The organism is Martinezella sp. CNPSo 3964 (assembly GCF_057784375.1).
In genome coordinates, this window is the sequence record NZ_JBXSOW010000005.1 from 457196 (window position 1) to 470781 (window position 13586).

Annotated in this window: 12 protein-coding genes and 1 riboswitch; of the genes, 7 read left to right on the forward strand and 5 right to left on the reverse strand. The window is 60.2% G+C overall.

The window, feature by feature from the left end:
* Positions 1-2: 2 nt before the first annotated feature.
* The 3 genes from thiD to thiM are packed head-to-tail and all read right to left on the reverse strand — an operon-like array spanning position 3 to position 2241.
* Positions 3-809, reverse strand: coding sequence for a bifunctional hydroxymethylpyrimidine kinase/phosphomethylpyrimidine kinase (gene thiD / locus AC13Q5_RS18605; RefSeq protein WP_488502707.1), 807 nt, complete (start codon positions 807-809; stop codon positions 3-5).
* On the reverse strand, positions 806-1441 hold the full coding sequence (gene thiE, locus AC13Q5_RS18610) for a thiamine phosphate synthase (protein ID WP_488502708.1): 636 nt from the start codon (positions 1439-1441) through the stop codon (positions 806-808). The genes thiD and thiE overlap by 4 nt, the downstream gene beginning before the upstream one ends.
* Positions 1438-2241, reverse strand: coding sequence for a hydroxyethylthiazole kinase (gene thiM / locus AC13Q5_RS18615; protein WP_488502709.1), 804 nt, complete (start codon positions 2239-2241; stop codon positions 1438-1440). Before thiM ends, thiE begins: the two co-directional genes overlap by 4 nt.
* Positions 2242-2291: 50 nt before the next feature.
* A riboswitch (TPP riboswitch) is annotated at positions 2292-2388 on the reverse strand.
* 228 nt (positions 2389-2616) lie between these two features.
* On the opposite strand from thiM, the gene AC13Q5_RS18620 reads away from it, so the two are divergent.
* The 3 genes from AC13Q5_RS18620 (at position 2617) to AC13Q5_RS18630 (ending at position 6035) form a co-directional block, all read left to right on the forward strand.
* Positions 2617-2763: a DUF1127 domain-containing protein gene (locus tag AC13Q5_RS18620; protein WP_015342994.1), complete on the forward strand. Its 147-nt coding sequence runs from the start codon at positions 2617-2619 to the stop codon at positions 2761-2763.
* Between the two features lie 572 nt (positions 2764-3335).
* Entirely contained in the window at positions 3336-4211 is an 876-nt protein-coding gene (gene yghU / locus AC13Q5_RS18625) for a glutathione-dependent disulfide-bond oxidoreductase (protein ID WP_075854221.1), read from the forward strand.
* A gap of 213 nt (positions 4212-4424) precedes the next feature.
* The gene (locus AC13Q5_RS18630) at positions 4425-6035 is read left to right on the forward strand and encodes a hypothetical protein (protein WP_488502710.1); all 1611 of its coding nucleotides are present in this window, start codon (positions 4425-4427) and stop codon (positions 6033-6035) included.
* 54 nt (positions 6036-6089) lie between these two features.
* Here the strand turns inward: AC13Q5_RS18630 and AC13Q5_RS18635 are convergent, their stop codons facing one another.
* Together AC13Q5_RS18635 and AC13Q5_RS18640 are read right to left on the reverse strand one after the other, a co-directional pair.
* Positions 6090-7466, reverse strand: coding sequence for a sigma-54-dependent transcriptional regulator (locus AC13Q5_RS18635; RefSeq protein WP_488502711.1), 1377 nt, complete (start codon positions 7464-7466; stop codon positions 6090-6092).
* A complete protein-coding gene (locus AC13Q5_RS18640) occupies positions 7463-9325 on the reverse strand; it encodes a sensor histidine kinase (RefSeq protein WP_488502762.1) in 1863 nt (620 codons plus the stop codon). Before AC13Q5_RS18640 ends, AC13Q5_RS18635 begins: the two co-directional genes overlap by 4 nt.
* 233 nt (positions 9326-9558) lie before the next feature.
* Here AC13Q5_RS18640 and AC13Q5_RS18645 point away from each other — a divergent pair, with 233 nt between their 5' ends.
* From AC13Q5_RS18645 to AC13Q5_RS18660, 4 genes are all read left to right on the forward strand, one after another.
* Entirely contained in the window at positions 9559-10887 is a 1329-nt protein-coding gene (locus tag AC13Q5_RS18645; RefSeq protein WP_075854224.1) for a dicarboxylate/amino acid:cation symporter, read from the forward strand.
* 300 nt (positions 10888-11187) lie between these two features.
* Positions 11188-11721 carry an NUDIX hydrolase gene (locus tag AC13Q5_RS18650; protein WP_075854225.1) on the forward strand — a complete coding sequence of 178 codons (534 nt, stop codon included), beginning with the start codon at positions 11188-11190 and terminating at the stop codon, positions 11719-11721.
* 306 nt (positions 11722-12027) lie between these two features.
* Positions 12028-12273, forward strand: a complete 246-nt coding sequence (locus AC13Q5_RS18655; RefSeq protein WP_047634520.1) for a helix-turn-helix domain-containing protein — start codon at positions 12028-12030, stop codon at positions 12271-12273.
* Positions 12274-12804: 531 nt separating this feature from the next.
* Positions 12805-13356 (forward strand): DUF982 domain-containing protein, encoded by a 552-nt coding sequence (locus AC13Q5_RS18660; protein WP_457878473.1) that lies wholly within the window; start codon positions 12805-12807, stop codon positions 13354-13356.
* Positions 13357-13586 lie beyond the last annotated feature (230 nt).

Sequence of the window (13586 nt, forward strand, 5' to 3'; positions counted from 1 at the left end):
CCTTATTTGTTTGGCCAGAGTGCATGGAAATGCTGCACTGGTCCGTGGCCGCTCCCAACGGAAAGCTGGCCTGCGGCAGCAACCGCGGCAGCAAGATAGGTTTTGCCGACCGCGATAGCTTCGGGAAGCGGCAGGCCCTTGGCGATCTCCGCAGCGATGGCGCTGGAGAGCGTGCAACCTGTCCCATGCGTATTCTTGGTCGGCAGCCGCTCGGCTTCGAACCAGGCCACGCGGCCGGCGCTTGCCAGCACATCCGGGCTTTCGTCACCCTCGAGATGGCCGCCCTTGACGAGGACAGCCGAAGGCCCGAGCGCTGCCAGCGCGAGTGCCTGACGTGCCATGTCTCCGCGGCTTCTCGCCTCCACGTCGTGCAACAGCGCAGCCGCTTCGGGCAGGTTCGGTGTAATGACCGTCGCCAGCGGCAGCAGCCGCGTGGTCAGCACGTCAACGGCATCGGCAGCCAGCAGGGCGGCGCCGCCCTTGGCGATCATGACCGGGTCGAGGACGACGGGCACATCGCGATGTCGCGTCAGAATGTCTGCGACGGCATTGGCGATGGCGGCATTGGCGATCATGCCGATCTTGACGGCATCCACATGGACGTCGGCAAAGATCGCATTGATCTGATCCGCGACGAAATGTGGAGGCACGGGATGGACGCCGGAGACGCCCTGCGTGTTCTGCGCCGTCAGGGCGGTGAGGGCTGCCATCCCATAAACGCCGCGGGCGGAGAAGGTTTTCAAGTCGGCCTGGATACCGGCGCCACCCGAGGGATCGGAGCCGGCAATGGATAGAACGTTGCGGATCATTGGCGGGCCTCCTTAATGGCTTTCGCGATGAGGGCTGTCGCGGCTTGCGAGTCCGGTTGGCCGCATATGGCCGAGACGACCGCGAGACCACCGGCGCCGGCCGAGTAGACGTTTGCAGCATGCTCTGCCTTGAGGCCACCGATCGCGACTGATGGAACCGGGCAACGCCTGACGATGCGGGCAAGTCCGTCGAAGCCGATCGGTTGCTTGTGGTCGGGCTTGGTGGGCGTTGAAAAGACCGGGCCGATCCCGGCATAGTCGACGATGCCGGCATCTACGGAGGAGGCGAGGGCTTCCGTTTCCACCGAGAGGCCGAGGATCATGTCCGGCCCGATCATCCGGCGGGCATCGGCTGCATTCATATCCTCCTGGCCGATATGGAGGCCATCCGCGCCAATGGCGATGGCAACCTCGACATTGTCGTTGACGATCAGCCGGACATTCGTTCCGTGCAGAATTTGCTTGAGGGCGCGGCCTGTCTCGATCATGGCTGCGGTCGGAGCATGTTTGTCGCGCAACTGCACGATGGTTGCGCCGCCGGCAACGGCTGCACGGGTCGTTTCAACCATGCCGAGGTCGGCGCAGAGCGCTGGATCGAGGACGAGATAGAGCGAGAGGTCGAAGTCTTTCATGCTACCGTTACCCTTGCTTCGCGATCGAGGACCTCCGGCGTGAGGGAAGCGAGTGCATCAAGGAAGCGCCAGGAGAATGAGCCGGGGCCATCGGCCGCCGCGCCTGCCTGCGTACCGGCGACGGCGAAGACGGCCAGGGCGGCGACGGTCGCTTCTAAGGGCGCATTTGTCGTTGCCGCCGCAAAGGCACCGACGAGGCAGGTGAGCGAGCAGCCGAGGGCTGTGACCTGCGGCATGAATGGCGAACCGCCGGCGATGCGCTTCGCCTTCTGCCCATCCGTCACGAAATCCGTGACACCAGTGACCGCGACTATGCAGCCGTGCTTTTCGGCGAGCAGTCGGGCGGAATCTTCCGCTTGTTCGACGGCATCCCTGCTATCGACGCCCTGGCCGCGGCTCGTACCACCGGCGAGCGCGATGATCTCGGATGCGTTGCCGCGAATGATCGTCGGCTGCAACTCGAGCAATTGCGCGACCGCCTTGCGGCGAAACGCAGTCGCGTAATGGGCGACGGGATCGAGGACCCAGGGCTTGCCGGCATTGTTTGCCGACCTCGCAGCCTTCAGCATGCCAGCAAGCCAGCCGGTCGAAAGCGTGCCGATATTGATTGTCAGCGCGCCTGATATCGCCGCAAATTCGCCGGCTTCCTCTTCGGCATGTACCATTGCCGGCGACGCCCCGGCGGCGAGCATCACATTGGCCGCGATGTTCATGGCGACGAAATTGGTGATGCATTGCACGAGCGGAGGGTTGGCCCGCATGGCGTGAAGCAGATTGCCTGCAGTTGTTTGGTCTTGCATATCGCCCCTTTCAGGCGGGCGAGACGCATAGGGACGACGTACTTGTGCTTACGAGGTCCCGAGCGACTCCCTCCGCCAGCATGATCTGGTTCAGGTTCGAAGGGTGCTTCTCAGCCCGCCGGATGGCGGACGCCCCTGTCTCTCATCTCTCTTCTTTTCGCAGACAAAGGCGTCGCTGTCATCATCAAATCACAAAAGCCAATCTGACGGCGGCGATCGCCTGCTTTTTCGGCGACCTATGCAATATACGCATTGGTGGAGTGATCTCTTAGCTCTGCAAAAAGCTGCGGGCTTCGACTATATGTTTCTCATCGAAGCGACGGGAGCGCCAAGCACGGCCGCTCAGCTTCGAAAGCCCAAGGAAAGGGGATCATCATGAACGTAGCACGCTCTTTCAATAACTGGCGCAAGTATCGTCAGACGGTCGCTGAACTGGGCCGTATGTCCACGCGCGAACTGCACGACCTGGGTATCGACCGCGGCGAAATCCGCAATGTTGCCCGCGCAGCGATCGCTCGCTAACGGCCGCAACGGCTCGTTATAAAGCTGCCTTATGCCAGCGCCTGTTCCCTCGAGCAGGCGCTTTTGCTTTGTGGACATTGATGTTCACTTTTGCCGCGCTTGCCGAAGATTGCATCAGTTCAGCTCTCCGCTTTTCGCATGGCGCATAACTGCCTTGCAAAGAAATGCCTATGAACTGAGCAAAAGACTGGTATGTTCCTACTCACCGAAGCGATGCATCTCCTCCCGCATCCCTTCGCTTGGCAGACGTCCTTATCCTCCTCCCAGGGACGACTGCAGGAACAGCGGAACTCCTCCTCCCATCCGCTGTTCGGTTCTTGTAGAAAGCCTGCCGCACCTCCTCCCGCGGCAGGCTTTTTCGTTTCATCGAACCTCCACGCGATTCCGAATGGCCTAAATTGGCGCAGGGACCTTGGCCCGAGGCAAGCGGCCCGAGCGCCAAACGGCACCGGGGAATTAAAGAGTGCGCAATCTCCTCTCGCAAAAATGAACTGTGGCCACTATGTGCGACCTATGTAGCGCGCTACATCGAAGATCGCCCCAAACTTGATTTCCGAAAAAGGAAGATGCCCATGACCGGTTCTGCCGAATACTCGCCGCCGAAAATCTGGACCTGGAACAAGGCCAATGGCGGCCAGTTCGCCAATATCAACCGTCCGATTGCCGGGCCGACGCACGACAAGGAGTTGCCTGTGGGACGCCATCCCCTCCAGCTCTATTCGCTGGGAACACCGAATGGCGTGAAGGTCACCATCATGCTCGAAGAGCTGCTGGCGCTCGGTCTTGGCGGTGCCGAATATGATGCCTGGCTGATCAAGATCGGCGAGGGCGATCAGTTCGGTAGCGGTTTCGTTGACGTCAATCCGAATTCGAAGATCCCGGCTCTGCTCGACCGCAGTGGCCCGAAGCCGGTCCGCGTCTTCGAATCGGCATCGATCCTGATGTATCTTGCCGAGAAGTTCGGTGCCTTCCTGCCGACCGAGCAGCCGGCTCGCGCCGAATGCATCTCCTGGCTGTTCTGGCAGATGGGCAGCGCGCCCTATCTCGGCGGTGGCTTTGGTCATTTCTACGCCTATGCGCCGACGAAGATCGAATATGCGATCGACCGCTTCGCCATGGAGGTGAAGCGCCAGCTCGATGTCCTCGACCGCCGTCTCGCTGAAAGCGAATATATCGCCGGCAGCGACTATACGATTGCCGATATCGCCATCTGGCCGTGGTATGGCGGCCTGGCTAAGGGCTGGCAGTACGGTGCGGCCGAGTTCCTGCAAGTGCAGGATTACAAGAATGTGCAGCGCTGGGCCGAGCAGGTCTATTCGCGTCCTGCCGTCAAGCGCGGCCGCATGGTCAACCGCATGTCGGGCGATCCGTCCGAGCAGCTGCGTGAGCGCCACGATGCCAGCGACTTCGACACGAAGACGCAGGATAAGCTGGAAGCTGCCGGCTAATCCAACAATTCCCTTTTGCACTAATGAGCTCGCGGCCTTCCCGACCGCGAGTTTTTTATTGTGCTTGCCACCGGGCGTTGCTGGTCTTGGCAAGTCAGCCTCGCTCCACCTTGCGAAGCGTAATGTTCGACTGCCGAGGGTCCCCCGCTCGGTATAGAACGCGGCGCGATCCTGCGAAGCGTTTCGATTTTGGCGAAAGAGGAATGCTTCTCCATGCAGCAAATTGCTGATGACCGTACCCTGGATGAGACCGTGACGGCAGGTGCATTGTCGCAGCAACGAGGCGAGGCAAGGGATGCGCTTCTGAAGCACCTGGTATCGGGCGGAGATGAGCGGCTGGATTGCGATCCGGTCAACGGGCTCAACATGTATGGCTATGGCCCTGCGCCCCGGCCCGAAGATCTCGCTTTCGGTTCGTCTACGGCATCCACCATCTCTGCGGCCGCCTTTGCCGCGGTCGAATCCTATTACAGAGACCTGATGAGGGCGATGGAAGCAGGATCGTCGACGGCCGTCTACGATCGCGAAGTCGGGCGCGTGCGCGACGATCTGTTGCGCCTGCTTGGCCTGAACCAGATATCGCAACCAAGGGTCGACGCGATCCTGGCCACATCGGGCACGGATATCCACCTTTTTTCGGCCGCACTGCTGGCGGGTGAGGACGAACGCGCCCTGATGACCATCACGCTGATGGGGAACGAGACGGGCAGCGGCGTCATGACGGCGTCGGCCGGGCGGCATTTCATGAGCCGTGTCAGCAGCGAGCGGGCAGTCGCCAAGGGCGAGGAATTGCAGCCAGGGAGCGCCACGCGCAACGCCACCATTGCCGTGCGCAACAAGGATGGCTCTCTTCGCACCGACAGCGAGGTGGAGGAGGAGTTGCGCGGCCTCATCGAACTTGCCCGCGCAGCAGGCCTTAGATGCCTGCTCGTGGTAACGGACGTATCAAAGACCAGCCTGCTGGCGCCGAGCCTCGAGACGGTTATGGGTTTGAAGGAACGATTTGGGACTGTGCTGGATATCATGATCGATGCCTGCCAGTTTCGTCTGTCGGCGGCAACGATCCGCGCCTATCTCGCGCATGGTTTCATGGTCGCGCTCACGGGGTCGAAATTCCTTGCCGGACCGATTTTCAGCGGTGCGCTTCTCTGCCCGCCGCAAATGTCGGAACGATTCAAGTCGCGCATCCTGCCTGCCGCCTTGGCGGATTACTGCGGGAAGGCGGAATGGCCCGAGGGCTGGGCCGCTCGTGACATCTTGCCGGAACGCGCCAATCTTGGCCTGCTGCTGCGCTGGAAAGCAGCCATCTTCGAGCTCGAACGTTTCGTGGGTATACCTGAAGATCGCGTGATCGAGGTCTTGTCCGCATTTGCCGAGGCAGTCTCTGATCGGCTTGCGAACGATCCGACCTTCGAACCCTTGCAGAGCCGGCCCTTGGATCGGCGGAAGCTATTGGGCACGTCATCGCTCCTTCGTTGGGACGAGATTCCCTCGGTATTTTCGTTCTACCTGCGCAATTGCACAGATGGCGCCATGCTGACGGCGACGGAAATGGCTGCCGTCTACAAGGATTTGGCCCTCGAGGGCAAAGGGGTTGCGTTGGTGCGCCTTGGGCAGCCGGTTCGCTGCGCCGATTTTGGCGATGTGCCCGCTAGTGCCCTTAGAATTTGCCTGAGCGCGCCGCTGGTCGTTGCGGCTTCCAAGAGCGATGAAGCGCTTGCGGCGGTGATCGTACAAGCAATGCTCGTATTGGATCGCACTGCCGAGGTCGCGGCACAGCAAGGGGACGGTTCCAATGCCAAGGAGATGCGCCGCAGCGCGTGAAGCGTGTCGCGCAAGGCCGCTTCAGCTGGTATGGTTTCGCTCATCGGTGGCGTGTCATGAACCGCGTCGTTCGTCGCCATCAAAGCCGGCAAAATCGCCCCTGACGATGCCGTGCCGCTGGAGCTTGTCGTAGAAGGTCTTTCTGGGAATGCCGAGTGCCTCGATGGTACGACGCACATCGCCATTGTTCTGCGACAAGGTTTCGCGAATGAGTTCGGCTTCGTAACGTTCCACCCGAACGGGCAACGATAGGCCTTCATCCGCCATAGGTGCTTCGTCGGATTTTGCCGCCGGGGCCGATTCGAGGCCGAGCACGAAACGCTCGGCAAAATGCGAGAGCTCGCGGACGTTTCCTGGCCAGTCGTGCTGCTGCAGATGGCGGCGCACCGTTGTGGATATCGCCGGCACCTCGCGCTTGAAGCGGCCAGCGGCGCGATCGGCGAAATGGCCGAAGAGCAGGGGAATGTCATCGCGCCGCTCGCGCAGCGGCGGAATGGAAAGCGTGACCACGTTGAGGCGATAGTAGAGATCCTCGCGAAAATCGCCGCGCTGGCGCGGATCGGCGAGATCGACCTTCGCCGCCGCGACGACGCGAAGATCGACGGGGCGGACCTCATTGGTGCCGAGCGGCGTCACCTCGCGCATTTCCAGCACGCGCAGCATCTGCACCTGGATAGCCGGCGGCATGCTTTCGATCTCGTCGAGAAACAGGGTGCCGGAACTTGAATGTTCTATACGCCCGACGCGCTTCTTCTGGGCGCCGGTGAAAGCGCCCGGCTCATGGCCGAACAATTCGCTTTCGATCACGGTTTCCGGCAGGGCGCCACAGTTCAGCGCGACGAAATTGCCCTTCGCCCGCCGGCTCCAGCGATGCAGCAGGCTGGCCACCACCTCCTTGCCGCTGCCGGTCTCACCCGTCACCAGCACGTCGACATCCGTGTCGGCGATCTGCCGCAGCGTATGGCGCAGCCGCTCGATGGCCGGAGTCTGGCCAATCAACGGCAGATCGCCCTGCGCCTGTTCTGCGGCCTGCCGCAGCGCCCGGTTTTCCAGGACGAGCCGCCGTTTCTCGGCCGCGCGCCGCACGCTCTGTACCAGCCGATCCGTGGCGAAGGGCTTGGCGATAAAATCATAGGCGCCATCCTGGATCGCCTGCACCGCCATCGGAATATCGCCATGACCCGTGACCAGAATGACCGGAAGATCGGCGTCGAGCGCCTTGATGCGGCCAAAGAGCTGCTGGCCATCCATCTGCGGCATGCGGATATCGGAGACGACGACACCGGCAAAGTCGGCATTGAGACCATGGAGCGCCTCGCTTGCAGCAGAGAAGGCGGATACGGAAAAGCCGGCAAGTTCAAGCGTCTGTTTCGTAGCCCTCAACAGATCCTTGTCGTCGTCGATGAGGAAAACGGGGGAACTCTCACTCATGGTATGGCCTTGCGCAGATGGACGGTGAAGCGGGTGCCGTTGCCATTGCTCTCGACATCGATCCGGCCGCCATAATCGACGACGATATCCTTTGAAATGACGAGACCGAGGCCGAGGCCTTTTTCCTTGGACGTATTGAAGGGGGTAAACAGCGAGTCGAGGATCGCCGCCGGAATGCCAGGCCCATTGTCCGAAACCACGATTTCGACCTCATCCGAAGTTTCATGCACCGAAACCGCCACCTTGGGCTGGTCGCGGCCTTCCAGGGCCTCCAGAGCATTCTGAAAGAGGTTGATCAGCACCTGTTCGAGCCGGATGCGTGTGCCGACAACACCGAGCCCCGTTGGCGGCAACTCGATGTTGAGCGCATCCAGACGGCCTGCAAAGCGGCTCCTAAGCAGGACGACGGCTCCTTCGATCACGCTTCTGAGGTCGACAGGCTCCGGTGCGGTCCTTCCCTTGCGGGCGAAGGCCTTCAATTCTTCGGTGATCGTGCCGATACGCTCCGTCAATGCTGCGATCGCTGACAGGTTTTCCTTGACCGGTTCCATCTGCCGCCTGTCGAGAAAAACATGCGCATTCTCCGCATAGGCGCGGATGGTCGCGACCGGTTGATTGATCTCATGGGCGACGCCGGCTGCGACCTGGCCGAGGATGGCAAGGCGATTGGCCTGTACGAGATCCTGCTGCACGCCCTGCAGCTTGGCTTCCGTTGCACGATGGTCGGCAATTTCCGCCTCCAGCCGGTCGCGGGCCTGGCTCAGGTCTTCCGTGCGCTCAAGAACCCGGCGTTCCAACTCTTCACGCGCGATCCTGCTGACGGCAATCTGCATGGCGGAGACATCACGGCGGCGCAGTAGGAAAGCGGCAAAGGCGAGGATTGGCAGCAGGACGGTCAAGGTAAGGAAGCGCGTCTCACGCACGGAGGAAGCGACCGCCTGATCGGTCGGGATCAGATAGCCGAGCTGCCAGGGTGTCGATGGAACCGCGACCGTCAACCGCAAATATTCCGCGGCGCTGCTTCCGGGCAGAATGGCACGCACGATGGTTGCATCCGGGCCGACTTCTTCGGGATGGCTGACCGGGAGGGGCGAAAGCGGGGCTGCGCCGAACTGCAGGCTTTTGCGAATGGTTGCGGCCTCCTCGCGTCCAAGCGGCGCGGTCGTCATGAAGCGCCATGAGGGTAGGCTGGTGATGAGCACGACGCCGCGTTCGTCGGTCACGTAAGCGGGACGACCGGTCTCGCTCCAGTCAGCCTCCAGCTGATCGAACTCCATCTTGACCACGACGACCCCAAGGGCGGAACCGGCATCGCCGACGCGGCGGGAAATATAGAGACCGGGGCGATTGCTGACCGTACCGAGCGCATAGTGTTCGGCTGTCCCCGTTTCCATGGCTTTGCGGAAATAATCGCGGAAGGAATAGTCGTTGCCGACGAAGCTCAAGGGCTCCCGCCAGTTGCTGGAGGCCATGGCAACGCCGTCCTTGCCGGTGACGTAGAGGACGGATGCGCTTGTGCCGGAAACCAGGCTTTCGAGTTTGCGATCCAGCGCGACGACATCGTCAATGTGCTTGTCGGCGAGAGCATCCCGTACCTGCTGATCGTCGGCGAGCAGCAGCGGCAAGGCGCGGGGACGTTCGAGGACGGCTCGCAAGAGCGCAACCTTGAGATTTGCATCCGTGTGCCCCTGCCTCTGCAGCATTTCTACTGCCGAGAGGCGGCCATAAAAATTCGCGCCGTAAAGACCCGCCGCAATGACGGCCGCACTAAAAAACGCAAAAATGAACCAGACCCGACGGGAGCGCCGACCCAGTTGCTCGGGCGTCAAAGATCGTTCGTTGGTCGGGCGCTGCAGCATTGCCATATTGTGCATGATTTCGCGCGAACTGCAATTCAGTCTGTGCGGATTATCGCACATGCCGGCATTCTTCGATCAGCGCAGCAAAATAAAATCCAACAAAAGCAATGTGTTAAAATCAAGGCGCTCATCTGGCACAGCCATTGCAACGAACGACGGAACAGTCGGAGGCTGTTGAATTCTAGTCGTCGCCCGGAGGGCCGAGAGATCGGTTGGGCTTAACGGAGGACATCATGATTGCTCCCATCGCTGCCGCGGAAACGCGTGCCAAAGTTCCCTTCTACCGGCACCTTTATGTGCAGGTTCTCACCGCGATCGCTGCGGGCATACTGCTCGGCCACTACTATCCACAGCTCGGCACATCGTTGCAGCCACTCGGCGATGCGTTCATCAAGCTGGTACGCATGGTTATTGCGCCCGTTATCTTCCTGACGGTTGCGACCGGCATTGCCGGCATGTCCGATCTGAAGAAGTTTGGCCGCGTCGTTGGCAAGGCCTTCATCTACTTCTTGACCTTCTCAACGTTGGCGCTGATCGTCGGCCTCATCGTTGCCAACGTCGTGCAGCCGGGTGCTGGCATGCATATCAATCCGGCCACGCTGGATACGAAGGCTGTCACCAATTATGCGGCGCAGGCGCACGATGCCTCTGTCGTCGGCTTCCTGATGAACATCATCCCGGATACGATCGTCGGTGCCTTCGCCAAGGGCGACATTCTCCAGGTGCTGTTCTTCTCGGTCGTTTTCGGCATCGCGCTCGGCGCAGCCGGAGAACGCGGTCGCCCGGTCGTTGACTTCCTGCAGGCACTGACTACCCCGATCTTCCGGATGGTAGCGCTTCTGATGAAATTTGCGCCGATCGGCGCCTTCGGCGCCATGGCCTTCACCATCGGCAAATACGGTATCGGCACAATTGCCAACCTGGCATTCCTGATCGGCACCTTCTACGCCACGTCGCTGCTGTTTGTGCTCGTAGTGCTCGGCGCCGTCGCCCGCTACAACGGCTTCTCGATCCTGGCGTTGATCCGCTACATCAAGGAAGAGCTGTTGCTGGTACTCGGCACCTCGTCGTCTGAAGCCGCACTGCCTGGCCTGATGAACAAGATGGAACGTGCAGGCTGCAAGCGCTCCGTCGTCGGCCTCGTCATTCCGACAGGTTACTCCTTCAACCTTGACGGCACGAATATCTACATGACGCTGGCAGCACTCTTCATTGCGCAGGCGACCGATACGCCGCTGGCACTTGGTGACCAGATCCTGCTGCTGCTCGTCGCGATGTTGAGCTCCAAGGGGGCTGCCGGCATCACCGGCGCGGGCTTCATCACGCTTGCCGCCACGCTCGCAGTCGTGCCTTCGGTGCCGATCGCCGGCATGGCGTTGATCCTTGGCATCGACCGCTTCATGTCGGAGTGCCGCGCGCTGACCAATTTCGTCGGCAATGCGGTTGCCACGATCGTCGTCGCCCGCTGGGAAAACGAGCTCGACCAGACCAAGTTTGCCGCCGCCATGGCGGGGCAATTGAGCGAAGAAATCGAGGTGCCTGCGCTGCAGGCCGCCGAGTAAGCTTCGCATCATCCTCCCAAGGATGAAACGGCCCCTTCGGGGGCCGTTTTTTTGTTTCCATGCTGGGTGATCACAGTTTCGTGTAGCGCCGCCGGGCGGCTGATCCCTCCCGCATCATCAACAGCCGCCTTCATAAAACTGTCACCGCAACGGCTCACAGCATCATACTGATAGTTGTGAATTTCGGCGAAACCCCAAGCGGATAGGAGGGCAGCGTGTCACAGACGATTTTTGTGAGCGCAAGCCAGCCAGTCTCGGGGGGTATTTGCGCCGATCGACCGTGTCGCGAGTAGGGTGCCCATGGCTTCTTCACTCTCAGCACAGCAAAAGGCCCTGCGACGGTCGGAGAGTTTTCTGTCCGAGCTCGCCTCTCATGCAGACGAGTTGCTGCACGGCCGGGTCCACGAGCAATATGCCGCGATCTGCTACAGGAGGATGCCCGAATGCGACGATGCCGAGATGCTCGTCGTCACCAGCCGGGAAAGCGGCCGATGGGTCGTCCCCAAGGGCTGGCCGATCAAGGGCAAGAAGCCGCATGAGGTTGCCGCCATCGAGGCTTACGAAGAAGCCGGCGTACGCGGCAAGGTGAGGAAAAAACCTTTCGGCTACTTCACCTATCTGAAACAGCTTGCCGACGGCAATCGCGTTCCCTGCATTGTCGAACTGCATCTGCTGGAGGTCGACCAGACGTTCCAGGACTTCCCTGAGCGCGGCCAGCGCCGCGTCGAATGGGTTTCTTTCATCGAAGCAGCCAATCGTGTGCGTGAGCCAGAACTCAAGGGGCTCCTGCTTGCGGCCGAGCGGAAGGTGCGCAAGGCAAAAGGCAAGAAGTGATCTTCATCACTATAGGTGGTGTTCGCAAGCGTGCCGTCCGGCGGCGGTCGTTACGAGACGGCGCGCAGCAGGGTTCATTCCTCTGTAACCGTGACGTGTTGTCGCCATCACAGAATATTAAATTGCGAAATTAGCCGAGAGCCAGGCGATTGGCAGCTATGCGCTTCCGTGCTTGCCCTCGCCGCATTGATGCCTATATTGACGCAGCGTTCGGCCGTGTCTGTTTAGGTCGATATGCCTCATGGCTGCAATAGCTGCCTTCACCCGGCAACGAATTGGCCGGCGGACTTTGGAAGGAGAAATTTCATGTCCATTACTCCGAATAATATCGATAGTTCAAAGGCTTCTACCGTTCCCGATGGCGAGATCGCCGCTGCCGTGCGGCAGGCGCGTGAAGCCATCGGTTACACGATTGACGACCTCTCCGAAACCTGTGGCCTCACCAGTGAGGAAATCACTGAAATCGAGGCTGGTGCCGAGGCCGATCCGGCGAAACTTCGCCGTATTGCCACCGCATTACAGGTTCCGCCGTCGACTTTCTTCATTGTCTGAACAAGCGGCGCACTTCGGTGCGCCCCTTCAATTCTGCAGGAGCGGCTTGCACTTCGCATTGGCTTTCCGCGACGGTCATCGCAGCCCAAGGGCGTATCACCTCGCTTCGGCACGCTCATGCATCCGCAACTGTCTGAGCAAGGTCTTATTGCAGGCTTGCGTAGCTCAGGGCGCCGGAAGCTGGCGGAAATGGCAATCACAGGTGGATTTGGCAGCCCTTGAAGGGGTGCATGCAACTATAGATGTGGCTGCGGCCGCCGCGTGGAAGAGATCCAGCCTCGATCATAAGACCATCCGCTGGCCTTTTAAGCGAAAGTTTCCATAATTATACATTGAAAATAAGCCAATATCAGCCGGTTTTATGAGTATTTTCGCTTTCTGCTGTCGCGATACTGGTCAAATTCGTTTCAAAGTTTTAATCTATACGGGTCAATTGCGTTTTATTAGTAGTACTTTTGCCGATACAGCATATTGCGGCTATGCAGGCGTGCAGTGGGACGGGTTTGACAGCGCTTATTGGGACATACCGGCATGGGGCGTAATGATAAGAGTTTTGGCGCCGACCTCGATAGCGGTGCGCAGCTTGCTAATTCGGTCCCCGTTGATGTTTTCACTCCTCAAACGAACATAGATAGTCGCCTGGCGTTGCCGCCGGAGCCGCAAGCGGAAGAGAGTGATCCAGGCCAGGTAGTGGCCGAAGGGGACGAGCTTGTAGCCCTGGATAAGATTGCTCGGGATATGACGTTGCTGGCCACGCTGGTGACGAGGCGACGGCACGCAAAGTCCGAAAATGCCGAGGATCAAGATCAAACGTCGTCCCTTGATGCCTTGGATGAGCCTATAGGACTGGCATTCGCACCACTCGGAATTGCAATGCAGGATGAAGACGAGGTTCAGTCCATTGATTCGATCGCACAGGCCGTGGAGTGTCTGACGACGAAATGGCCGGTACGCTATGGAGATGCGTTTGAAGAGGCGTTACAGGCCTGCGTCGACGGCATCAAAGGCAGGGTTTCGCCTGAACAAGTTCGCTCTGCTTTCCTCAAGGCAGCGAGTGCGGCTGGTATGCGTGTAATTCCCTGAGGCGAGCACGCAGTGGCCCGGAAGTGCGGCGTGGTAGTGGCAATCACTTAGCGAGTTGCGCTTGTCGCAAGCAAGGAGGCCCGACCGTTACTTGAAGCAAGGCGATCGAGCCTCCCGACCATCGCAAATTGGCGGTTGCGATAGTTCCAAAGATGTGGCTTGCCACTGCCCCATCGTCCATACGGAAAGCGACGTCGGAGGTCTGATTGCGCCTGACGTTGGAAAGCCGA